Source organism: Yoonia sp. F2084L (assembly GCF_023015625.1).
Taxonomy (GTDB): domain Bacteria; phylum Pseudomonadota; class Alphaproteobacteria; order Rhodobacterales; family Rhodobacteraceae; genus Yoonia.
This window is the reverse complement of record NZ_JALKAH010000003.1, coordinates 298629-322094: the sequence shown is the minus strand read 5'-3', so window position 1 is coordinate 322094 and position 23466 is coordinate 298629. Positions and strand designations below refer to the sequence as shown.

The following is a 23466-nucleotide window of genomic DNA, read 5'->3' as shown; positions in this document are numbered from 1 at the left end:
CTCGCTTGTTTCCAACCTCATAGATCAAAGTAATGATAACGTAAAAGGCCCGAAATGATTTCACACAGGCAGCGCTGTCGTCTGTCTGACCGTCCGCAATGCAAAGGACGACTGCATCTGCGCCACACCCGGAAGCGTAGCCAGATATCTGCGGTGGATACGCGCGAAATCCTCGGTGTCGCCTGCAACCACCTTCAGCAAATAATCCGCAGTCCCTGCCATCAGATGACACTCCAGCACATCGGGTACCCGCGCCACCGCTTTCTCGAAAGCGTCCAGCACTTCATCCGCCTGCCCGCTCAGCGTGATCTCGACAAAAACGGTTGTGGGGCGGCCAACTTTGCGCGGGTCAAGCAAGGCCACGTAGTCACGGATATACCCGTCCTTCTCCAACCGTTGCACACGCCTGTGACAGGCAGAAGCGGACAGGTTCGCCAAATCCGAAAGCTCTGCATTCGACATGCGGCCCTTCTTTTGCAGAACCGCAAGGATTCGGCGATCTATACTGTCCAATTCCATATTTCGCACGTTCCTTCGACAAATACGCCATTTGGCACAAACTCTTACCAGCGTTACCGCAAACATCCAAGAACAAGACCGATGTAATTGCAAAGCGCCAAATGAATACTTCGCCCAGAAATAGGGAGGAACGGGTCATGCATATCGGGTGCCCAACTGAGATTAAACCACAGGAATTTCGCGTCGGCCTGACACCGAACGCGGCACGTGAAGCGGTGAACCACGGCCATCAGGTGACGGTACAGTCCGGCGCGGGCAATGGCGCTGGTTTTACGGACGCCGATTACACTGACGCAGGGGCTGCTATTGTCGGCACCGCTGCCGAAATCTTCGAAATCGCCGAAATGGTTGTAAAAGTGAAAGAACCACAGGCGGTTGAGCGGAAAATGCTGCGAGAAGGGCAGATTTTGTTCACCTACCTGCACCTCGCACCAGACCCCGAACAGACCAAGGATCTGATGGCATCAGGTGCAACCTGCATCGCCTATGAGACCGTCACCGATGATCGTGGTGGTCTGCCGCTGCTGGCCCCCATGTCAGAGGTTGCGGGCCGGCTGGCCCCACAAGTCGGGGCATGGACCCTGCAAAAAGCCAATGGTGGTCGCGGTGTCCTGATGGGCGGCGTGCCCGGCGTGGGCCCTGCCCGCGTCGTCGTGATCGGTGGTGGCGTCGTCGGCACACATGCCGCGCGGATCGCGGCAGGCATGGGTGCTGATGTCACCGTTCTGGATCGGTCCTTGCCGCGCCTGCGCTATCTGGATGACACATTCGGCGGACAGTTCAAGAACAGCTACGCCAGCGCAGGCAATACGATCGAGCTGGCACGCGAAGCCGACCTGATCATCGGCGCGGTGCTGATCCCCGGTGCAGCAGCCCCCAAATTGATCTCACGCGCGCAGCTGGCAGAACTCAAACCCGGTGCAGCGCTCGTGGACGTCGCCATCGACCAAGGCGGTTGCTTTGAAACCTCCAAGGCCACCACCCACGAAGACCCGATCTACGACGTTGACGGCATCATGCACTACTGCGTGGCCAACATGCCGGGGGCCGTGGCGCGGACATCCACAATCGCACTCGGCAACGCCACGATGCCCTTCATGCTGGCTCTGGCAGACAAAGGCTGGCGGCAGGCCTGCGAGGATGATCCGCATCTGCTGAACGGCCTGAACGTGCATGCAGGAAAGCTGACGTACTACGCGGTGGGCAAAGCGCTTGGGATTGACGTGCTATCGCCCGCATTGGCGCTGAGGGAGTAGCCCGGCATGCACGTGCGATATCGGATGCCCATAGCCCTGCTTGCACGGCTATAGGCAAATTCCGCTGCTGCACAAACCGGACCTTCGCCCCGCTTGCAGGAACGGCCGCTTTAGTGCGCGGCATAGGCTCTGGCGCACTTAATGTATTGTGCATATCGACAGCAATGACGATGCTGCAAAGATGGCCACCGAAGTTGCATTCTCTTTCGCTGCACTGAACCCGTCAGCGCGACGGCACATTCGCGTGTTTCAGATACACCAGTTCCTTGACCGTTTTGCGATGGGGCTGACGGTCGCCGTTGTTGCTCTGGCATTGACGGATCGTGGCATGGACCTCTTTCAGATCTCGCTTCTTTTCGGGGTTTATTCGCTCACGACGATGGCGATGGAGCTGCCGTTTGGTGGGCTTGCCGACAGCATTGGCCGCAAGCCGGTCTTTCTGACGGCGATCGTCGCCAGCTTGATTTCGCTCGCGCTCTTTCTCTCGACAAGCGATTTTTACGTTCTGGCGCTTTCATTTGCATTCATCGGTTTTGGGCGCGCGCTTCGGTCCGGCACGCTTGATGCCTGGTTTGTCGAAACCTTCAAGGCCGCAGCACCCAATGTGGATGTCCAGCCCGCACTTGCCAAAGCGCAATGGGCCAATGCCGTAGGCCTGGCCATAGGCGCGGTCTTTGGGGGTCTTCTGCCCGATATTTTGGGCGATCTCGCCACACGCCTTGGGTTCAGCATCTATGATGTGTCCTACGTGGCAAGCTTTGCGGTGATGCTGGGGGTGTTTGTTTTCACGATGTTGGCGATTGTCGAAAAACCGCGTCCGAGAGACGTTGCTGCACTCGTCCATGGCTTTGCCAATGTCCCAACGGTGATAAAGGATGCGAGCCTTTTGGCATTGAAACATCCTACTCTGTCGATCCTTCTGGCAGCCCTGGCGTTCTTTCTGATGGCAACCAACCCAGTCGAGGTGATCTGGCCGACCCATGCAAAGCCGATGTTGGACGCGAGTTATGCAAATACCGTCATAGGTATTGTCACGGCGACCTATTTCTTCTCCATCGCTTTCGGCGCATCTCTGTCCCCACACATCAGCCGGATATTCAAGCGGCAGCACGCCATGACGCTGGCGGCGGGTTTTGCTTGCTTGGCGGTCGTTCAGATCGCATTGGCATTGCAAGGCGGTATCATCGGCTTTGTAACGGTATTCGTCCTGTATTCCGTGATCCTTGGTATCACCGAGACACCGGCCAGCAGCATTCTGCATCGCTGTGTCGAAGACCGTCAGCGGTCGACCATGCTATCTCTCAGGTCGCTGGTACAACAGTTGGGGGGCGCATTGGGTCTGGTTTTGGCCGGAACTGTCGCGGAAGTTTACGCGACACCTATCGCATGGATTGTCGGTGCGGTGTTTCTGTTCATTGCGGTGATACTGATCTTGGTGTTGGTCAGACGACTGGCCAACGAGGCGGAATAGCTGGCATTCGTACGCGGTGCAGCATTGATCATTCTTGGGCTCAAAAACAGCCACTGCGTTCGCCCTTCAGCACAAACACCACACCTTGCCGCACCACATTGTCATCTATAGCGTTCCTTCATCAATGATCGGACCAGACACCATGCCCAAGATTGATATCAACGGACGATCCATCCACTATGTGACAACTGGCTCCGGGCCGGACACTATCGTGTTTTCGCATGGCTACCTGATGTCCCATAAGATGTTTGCCGCCCAGATCGAGGCGCTCAGCCAAACCCATCGTGTCATCGCTTTTGACCATCGGGGGCATGGGGAAAGCGGGCTGTGCCAAGACCCGTTTGGCATCTATGATCTGGTTGATGATGCCGAAAAGCTGATTGACGCCACCTGCGATGGTCCGGTGCATTTCGCGGGCATGTCCACAGGCGGCTATGTCGGGTTGCGCCTGTTGTTGCGCCGCCCCGATCTGTTCAAATCACTGATTCTGATAGACACCGGTGCGAACGCCGAAAGTGCCGCCAGCCTGAAGCAATACAATCAGTTGCTGTTCTTTGTGCGTCTGATCGGGATCAAACCTTTGCTGGGCAAGGTCCTGCCTTTGCTGTTCGGCCAGACCTTTCGCAACGATCCCGCACGGCGCGCGGAATTCAACCAGTTGAAGAGCTACATAAGCAGCCTTGACCGCACCTCAGTCCGGCAATTCGGGCGGGCAATCTTTGATCGGGACGATGTGCAGGACGCCTTGCGCGGGCTGGACAAGCCACCCCCGACACTGATCATGGTCGGAGAGGACGACATCCCCACGCCACCCGCCACGGCCAAATCAATGCAGGACGCAATCAAGGGGTCAGCGCTGATCGAGGTTCCAAAGGCCGGGCATACGTCACCCTTGGAAAACCCTGCTTTCGTCACCGAAGCCATCGCCGGTTTCCTGACCCGCCAAACGTAAAAAGGGCCCGCTTTTCATAGCGAGCCCCTTCCTAATGCGTAGATGATATCAGGCGTTGGCCTTCAACGCATCGCGAATTTCAGCCAGCAATTCTTCCGCGGTCGGCCCCTTTGGCTCTTCCGGCTTCGCCTCTTCCTCAGCGACGGCGGCGTCTTTGATCTTGTTCACGCTGCGCACCAGCATGAAGACCACGAAGGCAATGATCAGAAAGTTGATGATCGCCATGATGAAAGCACCATAGGCAAAGATTGAAGCCCCGGCCTCGCGCGCGGCGTCAAGCGATGCACCTTCAGGCACCTCACCACCGAGCACGGCATAGTTATTGGTGAAATCAATACCACCGGACACAAGGCCGATGATCGGGTTGATCAGATCGCCCACCAGCGATGTGACGATGGCCGTGAAGGCGGCACCAATGATGATACCAACAGCCATGTCCATGACGTTGCCCTTGGCGATGAAGGTTTTGAATTCGTTAAGCATTGTAGTCCCCACTTGTATTAACTTGGCGCGCGGATCTGATGCCCACTGCGCAACTGCGCACAGTCTTACCGATATTAACCCACACTCGCACGGGTTTTATTTGCCAAGTTTCCCCTTACCTTGGGTCGACTGAAATTTCGCAAAGGACCTGAGCCAGATGGCTGACTTATCCGCATTCCCGATTACGACCCGCTGGCCCGCAAAGGACCCATCGGTCATTCAACTGTATTCCTACCCGACACCCAATGGCGTAAAGGTATCTATCGCGCTGGAAGAAATGGGCCTCGCCTATGAACCACACCTTGTCACGTTGAAAGATGAGGACGTCAAAAGCGATGCTTTCCTGTCGCTGAACCCAAACAATAAAATCCCGGCAATCATTGACCCCAACGGGCCTGACGGCCCCATCGGGATTTTCGAAAGCGGGGCAATCCTGCTTTACCTTGCTGAAAAGTCTGGGGAATTCATCGGTTCAAGTGCCACCGACAAAGCCAAGATCACCCAATGGCTGATGTTCCAGATGGGCGGCCTTGGCCCGATGCTCGGGCAGATGGGTTTCTTCTACAAATTTGCGGGTAAAGACATAGAAGACGCCCGCCCGCGCGAACGCTATCGCGACGAAGCGATCCGGCTGCTGGCTGTTCTGGACAAGGAGCTGACGGGCAAGGACTGGATTGCAGGCGATTATTCCATCGCTGATATGGCCATCGCCCCATGGCTGAATGCGCTGGAATTCTACGGCACGAAAGACGTCGTCGGTTACCACGACCTCAAAAACGTGCCGACCTATGTTGAGCGGTTTTTCGCGCGGCCTGCCGTGGCGAAGGCCAAGCGCATCCCTGATCCGTCTTGATGCAAAATATGGGCCGGGGTCCACCCCCGGCCCACTGGCGTCAGGGCAGGCCCCGACCTACGACGCGCTGAGCGATTTCCAGAAGACGATCTTGTCGTCTCCAGCGGCCCAGAAATCCCTGATGCGGGCTTCTTCGGCATAACCATTCTTGCGATAAAACGCGCGGGTTTGGGCAAAATCCTCTGTGCCGGACGTGTCCGCGATCAGAGTGCGCTGTCCGCGTTTGTTCAACATCGCTTCCAGATGCCTTGTCATCGCGGCACCGCACCCGCTGCCTTGCAAATCTGGCAAAACGGCAATCGCCAGCATGTTCCACGCGCCTTCTGCCAACTGCTCAGGAACTGCATAGCAAAACCCGACAGGTTTGCCCTCAGCCTCGCATGTCAGCCAGATATCCGGGCTTTCTGCGTCAGCCAGAAACCCGCCTAGCATGTCTGGCAGCATCTCGCTTGGGAAGAGCTCTGTGCCGTCAAGAACCTCTTGCAAGGCAGGGATGTCATCGCGCTTTGTTAGTCTTACGATCATTGGTGTTTGTCTTTCTGAATATCACCGCATGCGCAAAAACGCGTATCGCAGCGTGCGTACAGCCCGTGCTTTGGTCAATTATTCTCGTGAATACATGATTGCTTACGAGCCATACAAAAACGAGGCCTGCCACTTTGCGCGCAGACCGGATGTGTCGTGCTTGCCCTGCTGATCAGGACTTAGCGGTTTCCCGCAATCGTAAACATAAAATCTCCTGCCGCCCGGCGTTTACGCCAAGCGTGCAACCTCGGTAGCATTGCCATGAAATCAGAGCAAGTTGGGATCGCTGGCGTCAGTCAGGTGCCCCATGACAGACCGCTTCGATGTTGTGCCCATCCGGATCCAGAACAAATGCGCCGTAATAGTCAGCATGGTAATGCGGGCGCAGGCCCGGTGGTCCGTTGTCGATACCGCCTGCACGCAACGCCGCCGCATGAAAGGCATCGACGTCCGCGCGACACCGCGCTTGCAAGGCAATATGCAACATACCTGTCGTCGCATTCTCTTCAGCCAACCAGAACCACGGGCGATCATCGCCATAGCCACAGACCTTCACGCCATCAGACTGGTCCGCCGGAAGATCGAAAAGCCTTTTGACGCCAAGTGGCGCAAAAGCCCGATCGTAAAAGGCGGTTGAGCGGGCAAAGTCGGTGACGCCGAAAGTAACATGATCAATCATTACCGGCTCCTCATGTGTCGGGGCAGGCCCCGACCTACGGCAGTTTGCCGGTCAAGACGTATTGCAAAATCTGAACAACTTGCTGCGGTTCTTCCACAACAGCCAGCGCGGCGGCGTCGACTTCTTTCAATGGATGCTGATGCTCTGGCCCATGCATCACGATCAGTGATTTGCCCAAAGCGGCAGCATAGCCCGCATCAAATGCCGCGTTCCACTGTTTGTACTTCTCACCAAAGCGAACAACCACGATATCAGCATTCTCAATCCCGTGCCGCGTGCGAATGGCGTTGAGGTTCGCGCCCTTATTGTCGTGCCAGAACTTGTTTTCTTCCGCCCCCATGATCGCAACACCGCAATCATCCGAGGCATCATGATCGGTCACAGGGCTGTCAAAAGCCACATCAAGCCCGGCCGCACCATCAGTGATCTGATCGCGCCAGTCAGTGTGGATTTCACCCGAGAGGTAGATTTTCAGTGTCATGTTTCATGTTCTCCATATTTTGCCCGCGACAGCCAAGTCAGCCTAACCACGCAACACGCCGCCGGTCGCTTTGCTGACCTTCTCAACGATCTTGGCGCTAACCGCCTCAATATCTGCATCTTTCAGCGTCTTATCAGTCGGTTGCAAGCGCACTGTCACCGCAAGGGATTTCTTACCTTCCCCCAAGGACCCGCCAATGAATTCGTCAAAAACGCGCACATCAGTGATCAGCGCCTTATCCGCGCCAGAGGCTGCGTTCACCAACGTCAGCGCCTCAACCTCGGCATCCACGACAAAGGCAAAGTCGCGCTCGACCGCTTGCAGATCGGTCGCAGCCAAAGCAGGGCGGGTCGTTGACTTTTTCTTCGGCAGCGGCACTTCATCTGGCCAAATAGTGAAGGCAACAGCAGGCCCTTTGATATCCATTTCGCGCAGCACCTTGGGGTGCAATTCGCCAAAGATACCCAGGACCTTTTTGGGGCCAAGGCAAATTTTGCCGTGCCGCCCCGGATGCCACCAGTCATTCGCGCCACGCAGGATTTGTACCTTTGCAGGGGCACCAATCGCAGCGAGGATCGCCTCGGCATCCGCCTTGGCATCATAGAGGTCAACAGACCGCGACGTGCCATGTACATCTTTCGGTCCAGTACGTCCGATCAGAACGCCAGAGACCAGCATGTGCTGCTCGCCCGGCTCACCGCCATGGAAGCCAGCGCCAACCTCAAAGAGGCCCATGTCCATGAATCCGCGCGCCTGATTACGCGCAACAGCGCGCAACAGACCGCCCAGCAGGTCGGGCCGCATATGCGACATTTCCGAACTGATCGGGTTTTCCAGCATGGTGACATCATCGCCACCGCCAAAAAGCTTCGCGGCTTCGGCATCAATGAAGCTGTAGGTCACGCATTCATTGTACCCCAGCGCCGCCGCCGTCCGGCGCGCGGCCTGTTGGCGCGTCTGGCTGGGGGTCAGGATCGGCTTGGGTACACCTGCATCAATGCGCGGCAAAGGCGTGCCTTCCAGCTTGGTCAGTGAGGCGATGCGCGCGACCTCTTCCACCAGATCCGCCTCGCCCTGTACATCGGGGCGCCATGACGGCACATGGGCCATGTCACCTTTCATGGTAAAGCCAAGCGCCGTCAGCGTTTCGCGTTGGTTGGCCTCTGGGATATCCATACCCACCAGCGAAATCACGCGCTTGGCGTCCAGTTTGTAGGCTCGGGACGTATCCGGGACCTCGCCCGCTTGGATCAATTCAGACGCCTCGCCACCTGCATGATCAACGATCATCCGCACCGCATGCTCCAACCCTTCGGGTGTGAATGCCGGATCAACACCGCGCTCAAAGCGGTAGCGCGCGTCGGAGTTAATCTTGAGCGCACGGCCCGTGTAGGCGATCTGGATCGGGTCCCAATAGGCGCTTTCAACGAAAACATTCACGGTGTCTGCGGTGCAACCTGTTTCTGCCCCGCCCATGACACCAGCGATGCTTTCAGGGCCGTTGTCATCCGAGATCACCATCTGACCTGCTTGCAGCGTATAGTCTTTGTCGTCCAGTGCCGTGATCGTCTCACCCCCGGCGGCACGATGCACACGCAGGTTACCGTGCACCTTATCCGCGTCAAAGACGTGCAACGGGCGGTTCAGGTCGTAGGTGAACCAGTTGGTGACATCGACAAGAAAACTGATGGGGCGCAGGCCAATGGCGCGCAGTTGGGTTTGAAGCCACTCGGGGCTGGGGCCATTCTTGACACCCCTGATCAAACGACCACAGAAAACCGGGCATCCATCGCGTGTATCATCATCAATGGACATATTCAGATCTGCTTTGAAAGCAGCGGGAACAGGATCAACTGTCACTGGTTTCAACGTGCCCAACCCACGCGCGGCCAAGTCACGGGCCACGCCACGCACACCCAGCGCATCGGGGCGGTTTGGTGTAATCGCAATCTCTATGACAGGATCAACGCGTTCGGGCTTGTTCTCGGCCAACCAATCGGTGAAACGCTGACCGACCTCGCCAGAGGGCAATTCGATGATGCCGTCGTGTTCTTCGGACAGTTCCATCTCGCGCTCGGAACACATCATGCCATAGCTTTCGATGCCGCGAATTTTGCCAACGCCGATGGTGGTGTCGATGCCGGGCACATAGGTGCCGGGGCTGGCAATGACGACAGTGATGCCTGCGCGCGCGTTCGGTGCGCCGCAGATGATTTGGGTCGGCCCATCGGCGGTGTCGACCTGACAGACTTTCAACTTGTCCGCATCGGGATGTTTTTCCGCTGTCAGCACCTTGCCGATCTTAAAATCGGCCAAGCGTTCGGCAGGGTTTTCAATCCCCTCAACCTCAAGCCCGAGATCGGTTAACGCATATTCAATTTCCGCCACCGAGGCGTCGGTTTCAAGGTGGTGTTTCAGCCAGGAAAGCGTGAATTTCATGGGTCCGTCCTGCGGGTTAAATCTGTTGGAAAGGGCTTAGCGGATAACACGCAAAGGGGGAAGAGGCAGCTACTTGCGCTGATGCGCCGCCGCCCATTTGGACACGAGCCATGCGGGGATCAGGATCACCGCCCAGCCTGCCGCATTGATCAGGGTAAGGCGCAAGGCCAGATCGCGCGGCATGTCCGAGGTCCACATCGCGATGTGGGCACCAACGATCACAAGGATCAGGATGGTGACATAAAGGCGCAACTAAAGCTCGCGCCCAGCAAGGTCTTCGACCAGTTCGAAATGTTCGAAGACCAGCATCATCTCAGGGTGGAATTCACCGTTCCGCTTGAAAAACGCCTTATGGTCTTTGCGCCAGCCCAGAAGACTGTCGTTCTCGCCTTCGGCAAGCGCCATGTCTTCGGTCACGTCGCAATAGCGGATTTCTGCGACCTTGGTGGTGCGGATAACCAGCGCAGGCGTGCCATCCCAGTTCGCCGCGATATCGCAGCGGCCGACAACGGGCATCGCCTCAGGCTCGCCTTCGAAGTCGGAAAGTGCGCCACAGGTCGCGGTTTTCTTGCCTTGGCGGACAAGGGCGATGAGATGCTGGCAGAGTTGGGCGCTATCGCCGAACTTGAACGTGCCCGCACCGGGGTATGTGTCTTGCAGGTCTTCGGTGTCGTTGGTCATGGCGGGCCTTTGTGCGCGTGGGTTTCACCCACCCTACAGCGGTTTGAAGCGGAACGTTAGGGCAGCGCCCGGACCTCGGGGCGGGCGCACCGACATGCATGATGTGCGGAACGCTCGTTTCATTGGTGAGGGTCGTGTTGTTTGCAGCGTTGCAGAAGCGCCCTCCCTATGGGGGAGGTCCGGGCGCTGCCCGGTGAGCCGGGCGGGATTGTTTTCAAAGAACCACCCAATTGTGAAGTAGCTCGCCCGCTACTACACTTCGTAAATGAGTGACTTAAGAAGCCGCCTTACCGCAATTGAAAAACTAGAAAGAGAGTTTTCCGAGAAAGCTGCATCAACTGTTAGTGGCGGCCAGCCCATGTTTGTGACTAGCCTTTACGCATTTGGGGCCGTCAAACGTACGCTCGCTCAATCTAAAGGATTTCGTAATGCTATTGAGACCGGTAACTTTCCTTGTGCAGCGATCCTTCTACGGACACAGATCGATACAGCGATGCGGATAAATGGCCTTCGCTATTTGAAAAACCGCGAAGACCAGCTGCGGGAGATGCTTCAAAAGGACAAAACCTTCCGAGAGTTAATTTCCGAGGAACAGACCGCGAATGGAAAACCAATTCGAATGCAAGATGCCTACTTGAGGAAGAAACTCGAAGAAGATCACGCCTGGATTGGTCCAGTATATCAGCAAACTTCAGATTTCGTTCACCTGTCTTTCAGGTCATTCATGTCAACTATCCAAAAGACTGAAGATGAAACCCAAGCCATCAGTCTCTTGATATCTGGAGAAGACATACAAAAAGATGCTTCGGACTACTACGAAATATGCGACGCCTTCTTTTCTGTTACAAAGCTGGCAGCGACTTTTGTATTGGGTCTCTTGACCGCTCTTGGCTCATCCGACCCTTATGGCAAAAGTGACTAGCAACCATACTACCTACTCAACCCACCATGCAGCGTCGGCTGATCCAACGCCACAAACCCATAGTGCCTTAACCACCGCAGATCGCTGTCAAAGAACGCCCGCAGATCAGGGATCCCGTATTTCAGCATCGCGATCCGGTCGATGCCCATGCCGAAGGCAAAGCCTTGCCATTCCGCCGGGTCGATCCCGCCCGCTTGCAGCACCTTGGGGTGCACCATGCCGGAGCCCAGAATTTCCAGCCAGTCGTCGCCCTCGCCTACTTTCAGCGTGCCGCCTTCCCATGAACAGCGGATGTCGACCTCGGCTGAGGGTTCGGTGAAGGGGAAGTGGGACGCGCGGAAGCGGATGTCGACGTGGTCGACCTCGAAATAGCTTTTGACGAACTCTTCCAGCACCCATTTGAGGTTCGCCATGCTGATGTCGCGGTCAATCGCCAGCCCTTCGACCTGATGGAACATCGGGGTGTGCGTCTGGTCATAATCGGCACGATACACGCGACCGGGGCAGATGATGCGGGTCGGCGCGCCTGTCGCCTCCATCGAGCGGATTTGCACAGGGCTGGTATGGGTGCGCAACACATGCGGCGGGCGGTTATCGCCGTCCTTGCGGTGCATATAGAACGTGTCCATCTCGGCCCGCGCCGGGTGGTGACCGGGGATGTTCAGTGCGTCGAAATTATACCAATCGCTTTCGATCTGAGAGCCTTCGGCGACGGCGAAACCCATGTCGGCGAAAATCGCGGTAACCTCTTCGGTCACTTGGCTGATCGGGTGGATCGTGCCTTGAGCTCGGGCGCGCGATGGCAAAGTCACATCGAGCCATTCACCGCGCAAACGCGCATCAAGGGCGGCATCGGCAAGGCCCGCTTTCTTGGCGGCCAGGGCCGCGTTAATCTCATCCTTCAGCGCATTCAGCGCAGGCCCTGCGACCTGACGTTCTTCCGGCGTCATCTTGCCCAGTTCGCGCATCTGCAAACTGATCTCGCCCTTTTTGCCGACGGCCTGCACGCGCAGGTCTTCGATGGCGGCTTCATCCGCCGCGTCAGCAATCAGGCTAAGGTATTTCTGTTTCAGATCATCCATCGCGCGCAGTCCTGTCTGTGGTCGATGTTCTGCTAACCTTTGCCACCGCACCATGCAAGTGATTGCGGGCTTCTGGACAGTCTTGAGCCCGAAGGCTACTTCTGAAGGCGAGCCATACAACTGAGAAAGCAATGATGCCCTCTGACACAATTGACCTCTTAGGTGTTGAGCCCCTCGCGGCTGGTGGCGACCATTGGATTTATCAGCATCCGGCGTTTGCGGATCAACTGATCAAGGTGATGAAGCCCTCCAAGAAGGTTCATAACCTGCGCAGGCCTTCGGTGCGGCGGTTCAAGCAAATGCGGGTGTGGCAGCGGGAAATTGCGGAATACATCGCGTCGCTCGCGCATAATGGCGGCCATTGTGACCGGTTGGTGCGGCAGTTTGGGTTTTGCGACACCTCGCTGGGTCCCGGCATGATTGTTGGGCGGCTGAACGGGCCCGATGGCGCGTTGGCACCGCAGCTGGAAACAGTGCTGAGGGACGCAAACACATCGTTGTCGGGACTGGAAGCCCTGCGCGAAGACGCAAACGCGCTATTTGATACGCTGCGCGACATTCGCGTGGATTGGGAGGATGTAACCCCAATGAACGCACTCGTCACCGGTGGCGATGCCCCGCGTCTGGTTATCATTGACGGGCTTGGTTCGCCTGCGTTTTTCCCGACAACGCATATCAGCGACCGCATTTTTGACGCTGCCAATGAACGCAGGCGTGCGAAGATGCTGCGCTGGATCAACGGGACAATTGCCCACCGAAGCGCCGATGAGGCCGCACAAAAACTCCGGTAACCCTGACTGGGCGGCCCGACGGCGCAGCGTTCAATATCTATAGAGAAGATCAACAGGGGACGGTGCAATGGTCTCTAACCGACCGGCGCAGGTAGCGGCCTGTCGGTGCAGTTGTCGGGTCGCTTTGGGAAAGATGGTCTCTTGGTTCCGCAAAGCGTTCCCTCACTTCACTATCCGCCGACCTGCAATCAAACACGAAAAGGCCGCGCAGTTTCCTGCACGGCCTTTCAAAATCAGTTCGGTGCGTGGCTTAGGCCGCCAGCGCATCCTTGGCTTTACCGACGACTGCGGCAAATGCATCAGGCTCGTTCACGGCGAGATCGGCGAGGACTTTGCGGTCCACTTCGATACCAGCAAGTGTCAGGCCATTAATGAACTTGGAATAGTTCAGTGTCTCATCAACCGAACGCACACCTGCGTTGATCCGCTGGATCCACAAAGCGCGGAAATTGCGCTTGCGGTTGTGGCGATCACGGGTTGCATATTGGTTGGCTTTGTCGACAGCCTGTGCGGCTACCTTGAACGTCTTGGAGCGGCGGTCATAGTAACCTTTGGCCTGATCCAGAACTTTCTTGTGACGACGGTGCGTGACTGTACCACCTTTAACGCGCATATCTCAAATCCCTCTAATTAACGTGCGTAAGGCATCATCGGTTTGATGATACCTTCGTCAGCTTTGCTTAGCGTGGTTGTCCCACGCGCGTTACGGAGGAATTTGTTGGAACGCTTGATCATTCCGTGGCGCTTACCGGCTTGGCCTGCAAGCACACGGCCAGTGGCCGTCACTTTGAACCGCTTTTTGCAGCTCGATTTTGTCTTCATCTTCGGCATTTCCGTCTCCTATTTAAGTCGGTCGAAACGCGCGACTCGGCATGCCATTTAGGCCGGACGCGCGGGTTAAGACGCGCCGTATAGGACGCATCCCAGTTTGATGCAAGGTGTTTAGCCCAGATAACGCCCGATCACGGTGACGATCATGTCGGGCACCGTCGCAAGGCTATAAGCGCCAGAGTTCTCTTGAACCGCATAGGCGATTGCGCCGCCGCCGATCACGAGCATAACAACCGCTGCCTTAGGCCACCGCCTGTCCGAATAGGCGCTGACCAGTGAGGGTAATGCAAAGGCTGCCAACGCGATCCCAGTCACGAATATCAGGTCGAAATCCATCAGTGTTGTCCTGCGTTACGGCCCCCGCGTGATCTTACTCTTGATCGGCTGCGTAAATCAAACGTTCCGCACAAGGTGCGACCCGCAGGATGTTTGTCGACCCCGGTGTGTTGAAAGGAACACCTGCCGTTACGACGACCATGTCGTCCTCAGTCGCCAGTCCCTGCGCCTTTGCAGCTGTCACCGCAGCAATAACCGCATCTTTAAACCGGTTCACATCCCCCACAATCACACAATTCGTACCCCAGGACAGGCAGAGCCTGCGTGCGGTCGTGATATAGCTGGTCAACGCAATGATCGGCACACGCGGGCGTTCGCGCGATACCAGCAAGGCCGTCGTACCGGACTGCGAAAAACAGCAGATCGCTTTAACGTCGGTGGTTTCCGCAATCTCGCGCGCGGCTGAGACGATGCCGTCGGCCACGGTTTTGCCGTCTGCCCTGCGCGACGCCTCGATGATGTCGGTATAGGTTGGGTCGGCCTCGACCTCTCCTGCGACGTTGTTCATCGTGGTCACGGCTTCGATGGGGTAGGAACCGGCGGCTGATTCAGCCGACAGCATGATCGCGTCAGCCCCTTCGTAGATGGCCGTTGCCACGTCTGACACTTCGGCACGGGTCGGCATGGGCGAGTCGATCATGGATTCAAGCATCTGTGTCGCCACAATCACGGGCTTGGCTGCGGCACGACATTTGCGGACCAGTTGTTTCTGGATGGGAGGGACATTCTGCACAGGCAGTTCGACACCCAGATCGCCACGGGCAACCATGATACCGTCGGACGCTTTGAGGATTTCGTCAAAGGATTTTACCGCGTTGGGCTTTTCAATCTTCGACAAGATCGCGGCGCGACCCTTGGCCAGTTCGCGCGCCTCATCAACGTCTGCGGCCCGCTGGACGAAAGACAAAGCCAGCCAGTCGACACCCAGTTCGCACACAAACTCTAGATCCTTGCGGTCCTTGGGTGACAATGCCGCCACGGGCAGTGTCACGTCCGGCACATTCACGCCTTTGCGGTTGGAGATCGTGCCACCGACGATGACTTCGCAATTGGCGAAATCAGCACCACAGTCTTTGACACGCAATTTGATTTTGCCATCGTTAACCAGAAGGTGCGCGCCCGGCTCCAGCGCGTCGAAAATTTCCTTATGGGGCAGCCTGACCCGGTTTATGTCACCTTCGGCATCGTCCAGATCAAGACGGAACGCGGCACCAGGCGCCAGCTCCTCTTCGCCATTGGCAAAAACGCCAACCCGCAGCTTGGGCCCCTGCAAATCGGCCAGAATTGAGATCGGGCTATCGAGGTCCTTTTCCACCTGACGGATGATTTCGTGACGCACCTTAATCTCGGCGTGATCCCCATGGGACATGTTCAAGCGAAAAACGTCTGCTCCGGCTTCGTGCAGCGCACGGATCATCTCGTAATCATTGGAAGCAGGGCCGAGTGTGGCGACGATTTTCACATTGCGGTGGCGTCTCATGTCAATTCCTTCGTGCGTCGAGTTCATTCCGCTGGGCCGTTAGCGGTAACAGCTTGGGTTGCGCCCTTATTGCGCAATTCCATTCCGCCTACAACTAGCCTAAATGCAGTGTCAAAGGAATGACACGACAATGACGAACGAACCATTTGAAATCATAGGGGCCAATCGGCCCGGACGGTGGCTTGTGGCCTGTGACCACGCCACCAATACAATCCCCGATTGGGTGCATAACGGTGATCTGGGTCTGCCTGCGACCGACATGGGTCGCCATATCGCCTATGACATAGGGGCAGCCGGGGTTACGCGCCAATTGGCCGACGCCTTGGACAGCCCCGCGATCCTGTCCCGCTTTTCCCGTCTGGTCTGCGATCCGAACCGCGGCGAGGATGATCCGACGATTATGATGCGCCTTTATGACGGCACCATCATTCCGGGCAATCGCAACGCCGATAATGCCGAGAAGGAAGAGCGGCTGCGCAGGCTCTACCGTCCGTATCACGCGGCCTACGCTGATCTGGCCAACAAGATCGGTGACCCGGTAATCTGTGCAGTGCACAGCTTTACCCCACGCCTGAACGGACGGCACCCGCGCCCTTGGGAGATCGGCATCCTTTACGCCGACGACGCCCGCCTCGCGATCCCTTTTATGGACGCCTGCCGCGCGCAAGGCTGGTGCACCGGCGATAACCAACCCTATGCAGGCCACCTGCCGGGTGACGCCGTAGACCGCCATGCGCTGCAACATGGGCGGCCAAACGTGCTGATTGAACTACGTCAGGACCTGATTGCCGATGAAGCCGGACAAACCTTGTGGGCAAACCGGATTGCCCCTCTATTATCAGATGTATTAGCCCAATCGGGCCTTTGAGGAGAACCGTCATGGACGACCAAACCCGTATTGAGTTGGAAGCTGCCGCATTCCGCCGCCTGCAAAAACACCTGATGGAAGATCGAACCGACGCGCAAAACATCGACATGATGAATTTGGCCGGGTTCTGCCGGAATTGCCTGTCGCGCTGGTATCAGGAAGCGGCCAATGAGCGCGGGATTGAGATGAGCAAGGACGAAGGCCGCGAGGCGTTTTATGGTATGCCCTTTGCGGAGTGGAAAGAGAAGTACCAGACGGATGCGTCGCCTGCCGCCAAGGAAGCTTTCAAGGATAGCCACGGATAGGAATTGCCATGCTCGAACGCCTGACCGCCTTTTTTGGCAACCCCGCTGGATATCACACCCCCCTGCCCCAGGCAGACGCAAGCCACGCGATGGGGGCGTTGCTGGTGCGGGCGGCCAAAGCGGATGACGCTTATCTGTTTGAGGAAATCGCCCGCATTGATCAAATCCTTGCCAAACGGCACGATCTGAACCCGGTCGAGGCCGCCAAGATGCGCGCCGAATGCGAGCTTTTGGAAAAGGAAATCCCCCGCACGAAAGAGATCGCGACGATCCTCAGCCACGCGATTAGCACAGAGGAAAAAGAGGCGACGCTAGTGGCGCTCTGGCAGGTGGTGTTTGCGGACGGGATCAGACGGGAACAAGAAGATAAGCTTTTGCACCGGATCGAGGAATTGCTGGGGGTCACACCTGCGCGGGCGAAAGAATTGCAGGCACAAGCCGAAAGGTAGGGTGCGCATGAATGCACACCCTACCGTCCCCGAACGCGTTCCTCTAAACTCTCCCCATGCCAACCATCCAATACATCTACTCCGCCCATTCCGCCTTTGCCTATCTGGGCTCTGCCCGCCTGATGGCCCTTTGTGCCCAGCACAATGTCACCCTGATCCATAAACCGGTCCTGCTGTCCCCTGTGGTCGAGGCCCAAGGCAGCCAGCCGTTTCATGCCCGCACGCAGGCCCATGTCGATTACTTCTTCGGCCGCGAGATTGAGCGCTGGGCGGAATTTCGCGACGTGCCGGTGATCAACTATCGGCCCACCTATCATGATGCCGACTACAGCCTCGCCTCAGGCATGATTATCGCTCTTGGTGAAAGCGGGGCGGCGGTGGATGCGATGGCGCATCGGATTTTAGAGGCGCATTGGCGCGACGATGCAGACCTGTCCAACCCGGTAACGCTGGCCGAGCTTGCCACAAGTTTGGGCCACGATGCACAGTCGCTGATCGCGCGGGCGGCCTCGAACGCATGCCAAGACGCCCTGGGGGCGAACTCCGACTGGGCGCGAACCCAAGATGTGTTCGGCTCACCCACTTATATCGTAGATGGCGATGCCTTCTACGGGCAGGATCGGCTAGAGCTTGTGGCGCGGGCGTTAGAGACGCCCTTTGCCTCACCAAATTGGACAAATCCAACCGTCGATCCATAAGCCATCAAAGGACCACCCGTGATGACCCATGACGAGATTATCCAGACGATCACAGACGCCACACGCGATGCCGCCGGTGTCAAAGCCCTGTTTCTCAGCGGCAGCTACGGCAATGGAATGGCCGATGCTTACAGCGACATTGATTTCGTGATGGTCGCCGAGGATGGGGCGACGGATGCCATCGCCGCCATGTGGAAAGAGGCGGTCAGCAAAACCGGCGAAGTCGTGTTGTGGTGGGACCGCAATACCGTGCCGGTTCTGATCAACGCAATTACCGCAGACTGGACCCGCACAGACCTGATTATTCTTAAGCCCGAACAGATGAAGGCCCATGCCCAAAACACGCTGAAACCGCTGTTCGATCATGATGGGATCTTTGCGACTTTGCCAAAGGTGGCCCTGCCGCCCCAGCCCAGCCCCGCCCGGTTTCTGCATCAGATTGAGGAGTTCATCCGGGTCCTGGGCTTGCTGCATCTGGCCGCTGGGCGCGAGGAATACATCAATGGTGTCCTTGGTGTGTTCCACCTGCGCAATAAGCTGGTCGAGCTGTTGATCGCGGAAACGAATGCACCCAATCGAGGCGGCATACTGCACCTCAACCGGCTGATCACGGATGAGCAGAAAGCGCTGATGATATCGCTGCCACCGCCGGTGCCAGAGCGCGACGCGATGATCAAAACCAATCTCGCCTACGCCGCAGCCTACCTGCCCCGCGCCCGCAAACGGGCTACGGCATTAGGTGTTGATTGGCCGGAACGGTTTGAAGCGGCGACGTGGGCGAAGTTGAAAGAGACGCTGGGCATTGAGCGTCCGTATGATACGTAAGTCGGGGCCTGCCCCGACTTCCAACATGGCGGGGAGAACCGCGTACTACACAGCCGCCTTGCGACTTTCATCCAGATAAATCTCGCGCAGCCGCGCCGCCACAGGACCGGGAGTGCCGGTACCAACAGCCACCCCATCCACCTCAACCACCGGCATCACGAATGTGCTGGCTGACGTGATGAACGCCTCATCCGCCTTTTGTGCTTCTGCAATGGTAAAGCTGCGTTCTTCGACCTGCATCTGCGCCTCTTTGGCAAAGCGCAAAACGGCTGCGCGGGTGATGCCGTGCAAAATCTCGTTGCCCAGATGCCGGGTGATGATCGTGTTACCTTTGATGATGTAGGCGTTGTTGGACGTGCCCTCGGTCACTGCCCCATCTTCGACCATCCATGCGTCATCGACGCCTGCGGCTTTGGCCATCATCTTGCCCATTGAGGGGAACAATAGCTGTACCGTTTTGATGTCGCGCCGCGCCCAGCGCTGGTCTTCGATAGAGATCACTTTGATCCCCTTTTGCGCAGCAGGGCTGTTGGCAAGGCCGGGTTTGTTTTGGGTGAACAGCACGACGGTCGGGGTCGTCGTCTCTGGATCAGGAAAGACAAAATCGCGGTCGTCCGGCGCGCCACGGGTGATCTGTAGATAGATCATCCCTTCCTCGATACCGTTCAGGCGGACCAATTCGCGGTGCACTTCCAGCAGATCAGGCAGCACCTCAGGGTGCGGCATGTCCAGCTCACTCAAGGACCGCTCCAACCGCTTGGCATGCCCTGCAAAGTCGATCAGCTTGCCGTCGAGCACAGAGGTCACTTCATACACACCATCCGCCATCAGAAACCCGCGATCAAAGATCGACACTTTGGCTTCATTTTCGGGCAGGTACTCGCCGTTGACATAGACTGTGCGCATGGTCATCCCCAAAGTGCTGCGGCGGGCGGGTGCACGCCTTGGTCATCAAATTTCAAAGGTTGATGTCGGTCTTCGGCCAATAACAGCGGCCCGTCAAGGTCCGTGAACGCCACACCCTGCGCCAGAATGGTGGCAGGTGCCATCGCAAGCGATGATCCGACCATGCAGCCTACCATGATGCCATATCCTTCAGCGCGGGCTTGCCGCTTGAGTGCCAGCGCCTCGGTCAGCCCTCCTGCTTTATCGAGCTTGATGTTCACCATGTCGTATTTGCCTTTCAGGGCAGGCAAGCTGGCCCGATCATGGCAGCTTTCATCTGCGCAGACTGGCAGGGGGCGTGCGATTTCGGCCAACATATCGTCCTGACCAGCAGGCAAGGGTTGTTCGACCATCTGTACGCCAAGGCGGATCAGATGGGAGGCCAGATCGGCATAGACCTCAGCGGTCCAACCTTCGTTGGCATCCACAATAATCGGCACATCAGGCGCACCACGGCGGACGGCCTCTAGCCGGGCCATGTCATCCGGGGTGCCCAGTTTGACTTTCAGCAAAGGGCGCGCGGCGTTCTGCGCGGCCCGCTGTTGCATCGCATCGGGTGTGTCCAGCGACAAGGTATAGGCGGTGATTTCAGGCGCGGGCTTGGGCAGGCCCAGCAAATCCCACACGCGTTTGCCGGCTTTCTTGGCGGCATGATCCCAATAGGCGCAATCCAGTGCATTCCGCGCCGCACCTGCGGGCAGCGCATCGGGCAGATCAGGCCACCCACCGCGGAACCCTTCAATCTGTGCTGCAACGCTGTCCAGCGTTTCGCCATAGCGGGCGTAGGGCACACATTCGCCTTTCCCGCGAAAGCCGCCACCCTCAACTGTCGCAGTCAACACTTCTGCCTGCGTCCGGGACCCGCGGCTGATGGTAAAGACCTGCGCCAGTTGAAAAACATCACGCGCAACAGAAATCTGCATCAAACCCTCTTCTCATGTTCAAAAATACCTCCGCCGGAGGCTTGAAAGTCAATTCTCCGACACCCGCAGGAAGACCCATGGCCTAGATCGCGTCCAACGCATCAACCAGACGTGCCGCCCCCTGACGGAAGGTATCAACGGTTGGCAAACCCATCCGATCTTCCACCTCAGCCATATAGGCAAGGGCATCTTCCTCGGACAAATGCTGCGTGTTCACCGAAATGCCGGTGATCTTACAATCCGGGTTCGCCACCCGCGCAATGGGCAACGCAGTGTCGCGCAATGTCTCAAGGCTGGGCAAATCATAGTCCGGCAAACCACGCATATGTGTGCGGGTGGGCTCATGGCATAGGATCATGGCATCGGGCTGGCCGCCATGGATCAACGCCATGGTCACGCCAGAGTAAGAGACATGGAACAAGCTGCCCTGCCCTTCGATATGATCCCAGTGATCGGCGTCATTGTCGGGGGTCAGATATTCAACGGCACCGGCCATGAAGTCGGCAATCACCGCATCCAAAGGCACGCCGCCACCGGTGATCAGAATGCCAGTCTGCCCGGTAGGGCGGAAGGTCGATTTCATGCCGCGTTTTTGCATTTCGGCATCCATTGCAAGACCGGTATACATCTTGCCCACCGAACAATCGGTACCGATGGCAAGGCACCGTTTGCCGGTTCGCTTTTTGCCGTTGGCAATAGGATAGGCCACTGAAGGGATACGCACATCAAACAACGTGCGGCCATTGACTCGCGCCGCCGCGACCAGTTCGTCTTCATCCCGCAACAGGTTGTGCAAGCCAGAGGCAATGTCAAAGCCCATCTGCAAGGCCTTCACCAACACCTCTTTCCAAGCCTTAGAGATATAGCCGCCCCGGTTTGCCACCCCAATCACAAGGGTTTGGGCACCGGCAGCGCGGGCCTCTTCCAGCGTCATGTCGCCAATGCCTAAATCCGCGCCGCAACCGGGCATCCGGTATTGGCCAACGGCGTTTTCAGGACGCCAGTCTTTGATCCCTTGGGCCACCTTGGCCGCAAGTTGGTCGGGGGCATCGCCGAGGAACAAAAGATAGGGGGTCTGGATCATCACAGGGCTCCGGGTCACAGGGATTCGCTTTCAAGTGAAGATATTCAGCAATCTTGTGCAATTTCATCGCAGAAAAGGTCTACTTACCCTGATAAGACGACAGGTCCTTGCACCAATTCGGCAATTTATCGAAGGAATGACCGTGAAATGCAGTAAGGTGGATCATGATCCACCTTACCCCAACAAAAAGCCCGGGCGCGAACGCCCGGGCCATAGAAAATGCTGACAAGAAGGGTATCAGCCTTTTGCGAACTCAGGATAGGCTTCCATACCCAGCTCTGACACGTCCAGACCATCAATCTCGGACTGCTCAGACACCCGAATGCCCACGACACCCTTCAGGATTGTCCATGCCACAAGACTGACCACGAAGGTGAAGCCACCGATGGCGACAAAGCCGATGAACTGCGTCACAAAGCTTGCGTCGGCGTAAACCGGCACAATCATCGTGCCCCAGAAACCAGCAACCATGTGCACCGAAATCGCGCCGACTACGTCGTCGATCTTGAGCTTGTCAAAGAAAGGCACCGCGAAGACCACGATGATACCACCGACAGCACCGATCCACAGCGCACCAAACAAGGTGGGCTCAAGCGGGCTGGCCGTGATTGACACCAGGCCAGCAAGCGCGCCGTTCAGAACCATCGTCAGGTCAGGCTTTTTGTAGATCACGTTAGTCGCGATCAGCGCTGCAACCGCACCGGCGGCCGCTGCCATGTTGGTGTTGGCAAAGATACGACCCACGTCCGTGATGTCGCCCACAGTGCCCGCAGCCAGCTGCGAACCACCGTTAAAGCCAAACCAACCCAGCCACAGGATGAATGTACCCAGTGTGGCAAGCGCGAGATTTGAACCGGGCATTGGGATCACACGACCATCTTTGTACTTGCCGATACGGGCACCAAGGATGATCGCACCTGCAAGGGCTGCAAAGCCACCAGCGGCATGCACAACAGTTGAACCAGCGAAGTCGTAGAAGCCACAGGGATCATCGGAACCTTCAACGCAACCGAGAGTGGACAACCAGCCGCCGCCCCACTGCCATGAGGCACCAATTGGGTAGATCAGACCTGTCAAAATGACGACGAAGATCAGGAAGGGCCAGAGCTTGATACGTTCAGCCAGCGTACCAGACACGATCGAGGCTGTCGTTGCACAGAACATCAACTGGAAGAAGAAGTCTGATGCAACAGAGGCATAGTCAAGCGACGCCTCAGCAGCTGCCAAACCGACGGGTTCCAGCGATGTTGGTGCGAAAGTACCAAACCAACCTGGGATAATCCACGCGTCGCCCGGATACATCAGGTTAAAGCCCACCAGCCAATACATGATGGCGGACAGTGAATAGAGCGCGATGTTCTTGGTCAGCTGCGTTGTGACGTTCTTGGAACGCACAAGCCCTGCCTCCAGCATGGCAAAACCTGCCGCCATCCAGAACACAAGAAAGCCGCCGATCAAGAACAGCAATGTGGTCATCAGATACGGGCCGATCTCGTCAAAGCTCGGCGCTGCATCCTGTGCCAGCGCGAAAGTTGGCAGCAGCGTCAACGCGGCCCCAACCGATAGATACTTAGTCAGTTTCATAAAT

28 protein-coding genes are annotated in these 23466 nt (G+C 57.2%); 11 read left to right on the top strand and 17 right to left on the bottom strand.

What is annotated here, in order from left to right; translation table 11 throughout:
* Positions 1 to 60: 60 nt before the first annotated feature.
* Positions 61 to 519: an Lrp/AsnC family transcriptional regulator gene (locus MWU60_RS10290; protein ID WP_247227183.1), complete on the bottom strand. Its 459-nt coding sequence runs from the start codon at positions 517 to 519 to the stop codon at positions 61 to 63.
* A gap of 137 nt (positions 520 to 656) precedes the next feature.
* Here MWU60_RS10290 and ald point away from each other — a divergent pair, with 137 nt between their 5' ends.
* The 3 genes from ald (at position 657) to MWU60_RS10275 (ending at position 4198) form a co-directional block, all read left to right on the top strand.
* On the top strand, positions 657 to 1775 hold the full coding sequence (gene ald, locus MWU60_RS10285; RefSeq protein WP_247227182.1) for an alanine dehydrogenase: 1119 nt from the start codon (positions 657 to 659) through the stop codon (positions 1773 to 1775).
* A 181-nt stretch (positions 1776 to 1956) separates the two neighbouring features.
* A complete protein-coding gene (locus tag MWU60_RS10280) occupies positions 1957 to 3246 on the top strand; it encodes an MFS transporter (RefSeq protein WP_247227181.1) in 1290 nt (429 codons plus the stop codon).
* A gap of 142 nt (positions 3247 to 3388) precedes the next feature.
* The gene (locus MWU60_RS10275; protein ID WP_247227180.1) at positions 3389 to 4198 is read left to right on the top strand and encodes an alpha/beta hydrolase; all 810 of its coding nucleotides are present in this window, start codon (positions 3389 to 3391) and stop codon (positions 4196 to 4198) included.
* A 48-nt stretch (positions 4199 to 4246) separates the two neighbouring features.
* On the opposite strand, the gene mscL is transcribed toward MWU60_RS10275, so the two are convergent.
* Complete coding sequence (mscL, locus tag MWU60_RS10270) at positions 4247 to 4681, bottom strand: large conductance mechanosensitive channel protein MscL (RefSeq protein ID WP_247227179.1); 435 nt, start codon at positions 4679 to 4681, stop codon at positions 4247 to 4249.
* A 157-nt stretch (positions 4682 to 4838) separates the two neighbouring features.
* Between mscL and MWU60_RS10265 the strand changes: the two genes are divergently transcribed.
* Positions 4839 to 5534, top strand: a complete 696-nt coding sequence (locus MWU60_RS10265) for a glutathione S-transferase N-terminal domain-containing protein (RefSeq protein ID WP_247227178.1) — start codon at positions 4839 to 4841, stop codon at positions 5532 to 5534.
* A gap of 57 nt (positions 5535 to 5591) precedes the next feature.
* Here the strand turns inward: MWU60_RS10265 and MWU60_RS10260 are convergent, their stop codons facing one another.
* From MWU60_RS10260 to MWU60_RS10235, 6 genes are all read right to left on the bottom strand, one after another.
* Positions 5592 to 6059 (bottom strand): GNAT family N-acetyltransferase, encoded by a 468-nt coding sequence (locus tag MWU60_RS10260; RefSeq protein WP_247227177.1) that lies wholly within the window; start codon positions 6057 to 6059, stop codon positions 5592 to 5594.
* 292 nt (positions 6060 to 6351) lie between these two features.
* Positions 6352 to 6738, bottom strand: coding sequence for a VOC family protein (locus tag MWU60_RS10255; RefSeq protein ID WP_247227176.1), 387 nt, complete (start codon positions 6736 to 6738; stop codon positions 6352 to 6354).
* 34 nt (positions 6739 to 6772) lie between these two features.
* The gene (locus MWU60_RS10250) at positions 6773 to 7219 is read right to left on the bottom strand and encodes a YtoQ family protein (RefSeq protein ID WP_247227175.1); all 447 of its coding nucleotides are present in this window, start codon (positions 7217 to 7219) and stop codon (positions 6773 to 6775) included.
* Between the two features lie 42 nt (positions 7220 to 7261).
* Positions 7262 to 9658, bottom strand: a complete 2397-nt coding sequence (gene pheT / locus MWU60_RS10245; RefSeq protein ID WP_247227174.1) for a phenylalanine--tRNA ligase subunit beta — start codon at positions 9656 to 9658, stop codon at positions 7262 to 7264.
* A 69-nt stretch (positions 9659 to 9727) separates the two neighbouring features.
* A complete protein-coding gene (locus MWU60_RS10240; RefSeq protein WP_247227173.1) occupies positions 9728 to 9910 on the bottom strand; it encodes a phenylalanyl-tRNA synthetase subunit beta in 183 nt (60 codons plus the stop codon).
* A complete protein-coding gene (locus MWU60_RS10235) occupies positions 9911 to 10339 on the bottom strand; it encodes an ASCH domain-containing protein (protein ID WP_247227172.1) in 429 nt (142 codons plus the stop codon). It abuts the gene before it with no gap.
* A gap of 265 nt (positions 10340 to 10604) precedes the next feature.
* On the opposite strand from MWU60_RS10235, the gene MWU60_RS10230 reads away from it, so the two are divergent.
* Entirely contained in the window at positions 10605 to 11261 is a 657-nt protein-coding gene (locus MWU60_RS10230) for a hypothetical protein (protein WP_247227171.1), read from the top strand.
* 8 nt (positions 11262 to 11269) lie between these two features.
* Here MWU60_RS10230 and pheS read toward each other — a convergent pair whose 3' ends face one another.
* Positions 11270 to 12343, bottom strand: a complete 1074-nt coding sequence (gene pheS, locus MWU60_RS10225; RefSeq protein WP_247227170.1) for a phenylalanine--tRNA ligase subunit alpha — start codon at positions 12341 to 12343, stop codon at positions 11270 to 11272.
* 134 nt (positions 12344 to 12477) lie between these two features.
* On the opposite strand from pheS, the gene MWU60_RS10220 reads away from it, so the two are divergent.
* The gene (locus tag MWU60_RS10220; protein WP_247227169.1) at positions 12478 to 13134 is read left to right on the top strand and encodes a YrbL family protein; all 657 of its coding nucleotides are present in this window, start codon (positions 12478 to 12480) and stop codon (positions 13132 to 13134) included.
* 250 nt (positions 13135 to 13384) lie between these two features.
* On the opposite strand, the gene rplT is transcribed toward MWU60_RS10220, so the two are convergent.
* The 4 genes from rplT to pyk form a co-directional block, all read right to left on the bottom strand.
* The gene (gene rplT, locus MWU60_RS10215) at positions 13385 to 13747 is read right to left on the bottom strand and encodes a 50S ribosomal protein L20 (protein WP_247227168.1); all 363 of its coding nucleotides are present in this window, start codon (positions 13745 to 13747) and stop codon (positions 13385 to 13387) included.
* A gap of 17 nt (positions 13748 to 13764) precedes the next feature.
* Complete coding sequence (rpmI, locus tag MWU60_RS10210) at positions 13765 to 13965, bottom strand: 50S ribosomal protein L35 (protein ID WP_008231519.1); 201 nt, start codon at positions 13963 to 13965, stop codon at positions 13765 to 13767.
* A gap of 111 nt (positions 13966 to 14076) precedes the next feature.
* A complete protein-coding gene (locus MWU60_RS10205; protein ID WP_247227167.1) occupies positions 14077 to 14301 on the bottom strand; it encodes a hypothetical protein in 225 nt (74 codons plus the stop codon).
* A gap of 34 nt (positions 14302 to 14335) precedes the next feature.
* Positions 14336 to 15781, bottom strand: coding sequence for a pyruvate kinase (gene pyk / locus MWU60_RS10200; protein WP_247227166.1), 1446 nt, complete (start codon positions 15779 to 15781; stop codon positions 14336 to 14338).
* Between the two features lie 130 nt (positions 15782 to 15911).
* Here pyk and MWU60_RS10195 point away from each other — a divergent pair, with 130 nt between their 5' ends.
* From MWU60_RS10195 to MWU60_RS10175, 5 genes are read left to right on the top strand one after another with little or no spacing between them, the layout of a single operon-like run.
* On the top strand, positions 15912 to 16649 hold the full coding sequence (locus MWU60_RS10195) for an N-formylglutamate amidohydrolase (protein ID WP_247227165.1): 738 nt from the start codon (positions 15912 to 15914) through the stop codon (positions 16647 to 16649).
* Between the two features lie 11 nt (positions 16650 to 16660).
* Complete coding sequence (locus MWU60_RS10190; protein WP_247227164.1) at positions 16661 to 16954, top strand: DUF1244 domain-containing protein; 294 nt, start codon at positions 16661 to 16663, stop codon at positions 16952 to 16954.
* A gap of 8 nt (positions 16955 to 16962) precedes the next feature.
* A complete protein-coding gene (locus MWU60_RS10185) occupies positions 16963 to 17403 on the top strand; it encodes a TerB family tellurite resistance protein (protein WP_247227163.1) in 441 nt (146 codons plus the stop codon).
* Positions 17404 to 17459: 56 nt separating this feature from the next.
* Positions 17460 to 18101, top strand: a complete 642-nt coding sequence (locus tag MWU60_RS10180) for a 2-hydroxychromene-2-carboxylate isomerase (protein WP_247227162.1) — start codon at positions 17460 to 17462, stop codon at positions 18099 to 18101.
* A 21-nt stretch (positions 18102 to 18122) separates the two neighbouring features.
* Complete coding sequence (locus MWU60_RS10175) at positions 18123 to 18926, top strand: aminoglycoside 6-adenylyltransferase (RefSeq protein WP_247227161.1); 804 nt, start codon at positions 18123 to 18125, stop codon at positions 18924 to 18926.
* Between the two features lie 45 nt (positions 18927 to 18971).
* Here MWU60_RS10175 and MWU60_RS10170 read toward each other — a convergent pair whose 3' ends face one another.
* The 4 genes from MWU60_RS10170 to MWU60_RS10155 form a co-directional block, all read right to left on the bottom strand.
* Entirely contained in the window at positions 18972 to 19838 is an 867-nt protein-coding gene (locus tag MWU60_RS10170) for a D-amino-acid transaminase (protein WP_247227160.1), read from the bottom strand.
* Positions 19835 to 20794 carry an N-acetyl-D-Glu racemase DgcA gene (gene dgcA / locus MWU60_RS10165; RefSeq protein ID WP_247227159.1) on the bottom strand — a complete coding sequence of 320 codons (960 nt, stop codon included), beginning with the start codon at positions 20792 to 20794 and terminating at the stop codon, positions 19835 to 19837. Before dgcA ends, MWU60_RS10170 begins: the two co-directional genes overlap by 4 nt.
* 82 nt (positions 20795 to 20876) lie before the next feature.
* The gene (dgcN, locus tag MWU60_RS10160; protein WP_247227158.1) at positions 20877 to 21878 is read right to left on the bottom strand and encodes an N-acetyltransferase DgcN; all 1002 of its coding nucleotides are present in this window, start codon (positions 21876 to 21878) and stop codon (positions 20877 to 20879) included.
* Between the two features lie 237 nt (positions 21879 to 22115).
* Positions 22116 to 23462: an ammonium transporter gene (locus MWU60_RS10155; protein WP_247227157.1), complete on the bottom strand. Its 1347-nt coding sequence runs from the start codon at positions 23460 to 23462 to the stop codon at positions 22116 to 22118.
* Between the last annotated feature and the right edge of the window lie 4 nt (positions 23463 to 23466).

What these genes read in the sequence shown, in the direction of transcription:
- MWU60_RS10290 (WP_247227183.1), bottom strand. Translation starts at nt 519, where the DNA reads ATGGAATTGGACAGTATAGATCGCCGAATCCTTGCGGTTCTGCAAAAG.
- MWU60_RS10275 (WP_247227180.1), top strand. Translation starts at nt 3,389, where the DNA reads ATGCCCAAGATTGATATCAACGGACGATCCATCCACTATGTGACAACT.
- MWU60_RS10190 (WP_247227164.1), top strand. Translation starts at nt 16,661, where the DNA reads ATGGACGACCAAACCCGTATTGAGTTGGAAGCTGCCGCATTCCGCCGC.
- rplT (WP_247227168.1), bottom strand. Translation starts at nt 13,747, where the DNA reads ATGCGCGTTAAAGGTGGTACAGTCACGCACCGTCGTCACAAGAAAGTT.
- MWU60_RS10265 (WP_247227178.1), top strand. Translation starts at nt 4,839, where the DNA reads ATGGCTGACTTATCCGCATTCCCGATTACGACCCGCTGGCCCGCAAAG.
- MWU60_RS10260 (WP_247227177.1), bottom strand. Translation starts at nt 6,059, where the DNA reads ATGATCGTAAGACTAACAAAGCGCGATGACATCCCTGCCTTGCAAGAG.
- MWU60_RS10155 (WP_247227157.1), bottom strand. Translation starts at nt 23,462, where the DNA reads ATGAAACTGACTAAGTATCTATCGGTTGGGGCCGCGTTGACGCTGCTG.
- dgcN (WP_247227158.1), bottom strand. Translation starts at nt 21,878, where the DNA reads ATGATCCAGACCCCCTATCTTTTGTTCCTCGGCGATGCCCCCGACCAA.
- MWU60_RS10175 (WP_247227161.1), top strand. Translation starts at nt 18,123, where the DNA reads ATGACCCATGACGAGATTATCCAGACGATCACAGACGCCACACGCGAT.
- MWU60_RS10170 (WP_247227160.1), bottom strand. Translation starts at nt 19,838, where the DNA reads ATGACCATGCGCACAGTCTATGTCAACGGCGAGTACCTGCCCGAAAAT.
- pheS (WP_247227170.1), bottom strand. Translation starts at nt 12,343, where the DNA reads ATGGATGATCTGAAACAGAAATACCTTAGCCTGATTGCTGACGCGGCG.
- MWU60_RS10235 (WP_247227172.1), bottom strand. Translation starts at nt 10,339, where the DNA reads ATGACCAACGACACCGAAGACCTGCAAGACACATACCCCGGTGCGGGC.
- MWU60_RS10220 (WP_247227169.1), top strand. Translation starts at nt 12,478, where the DNA reads ATGCCCTCTGACACAATTGACCTCTTAGGTGTTGAGCCCCTCGCGGCT.
- ald (WP_247227182.1), top strand. Translation starts at nt 657, where the DNA reads ATGCATATCGGGTGCCCAACTGAGATTAAACCACAGGAATTTCGCGTC.
- pyk (WP_247227166.1), bottom strand. Translation starts at nt 15,781, where the DNA reads ATGAGACGCCACCGCAATGTGAAAATCGTCGCCACACTCGGCCCTGCT.
- MWU60_RS10255 (WP_247227176.1), bottom strand. Translation starts at nt 6,738, where the DNA reads ATGATTGATCATGTTACTTTCGGCGTCACCGACTTTGCCCGCTCAACC.
- pheT (WP_247227174.1), bottom strand. Translation starts at nt 9,658, where the DNA reads ATGAAATTCACGCTTTCCTGGCTGAAACACCACCTTGAAACCGACGCC.
- MWU60_RS10280 (WP_247227181.1), top strand. Translation starts at nt 1,957, where the DNA reads ATGGCCACCGAAGTTGCATTCTCTTTCGCTGCACTGAACCCGTCAGCG.
- MWU60_RS10250 (WP_247227175.1), bottom strand. Translation starts at nt 7,219, where the DNA reads ATGACACTGAAAATCTACCTCTCGGGTGAAATCCACACTGACTGGCGC.
- MWU60_RS10195 (WP_247227165.1), top strand. Translation starts at nt 15,912, where the DNA reads ATGACGAACGAACCATTTGAAATCATAGGGGCCAATCGGCCCGGACGG.
- dgcA (WP_247227159.1), bottom strand. Translation starts at nt 20,794, where the DNA reads ATGCAGATTTCTGTTGCGCGTGATGTTTTTCAACTGGCGCAGGTCTTT.
- MWU60_RS10185 (WP_247227163.1), top strand. Translation starts at nt 16,963, where the DNA reads ATGCTCGAACGCCTGACCGCCTTTTTTGGCAACCCCGCTGGATATCAC.
- mscL (WP_247227179.1), bottom strand. Translation starts at nt 4,681, where the DNA reads ATGCTTAACGAATTCAAAACCTTCATCGCCAAGGGCAACGTCATGGAC.
- MWU60_RS10230 (WP_247227171.1), top strand. Translation starts at nt 10,605, where the DNA reads ATGAGTGACTTAAGAAGCCGCCTTACCGCAATTGAAAAACTAGAAAGA.
- MWU60_RS10205 (WP_247227167.1), bottom strand. Translation starts at nt 14,301, where the DNA reads ATGGATTTCGACCTGATATTCGTGACTGGGATCGCGTTGGCAGCCTTT.
- MWU60_RS10180 (WP_247227162.1), top strand. Translation starts at nt 17,460, where the DNA reads ATGCCAACCATCCAATACATCTACTCCGCCCATTCCGCCTTTGCCTAT.
- rpmI (WP_008231519.1), bottom strand. Translation starts at nt 13,965, where the DNA reads ATGCCGAAGATGAAGACAAAATCGAGCTGCAAAAAGCGGTTCAAAGTG.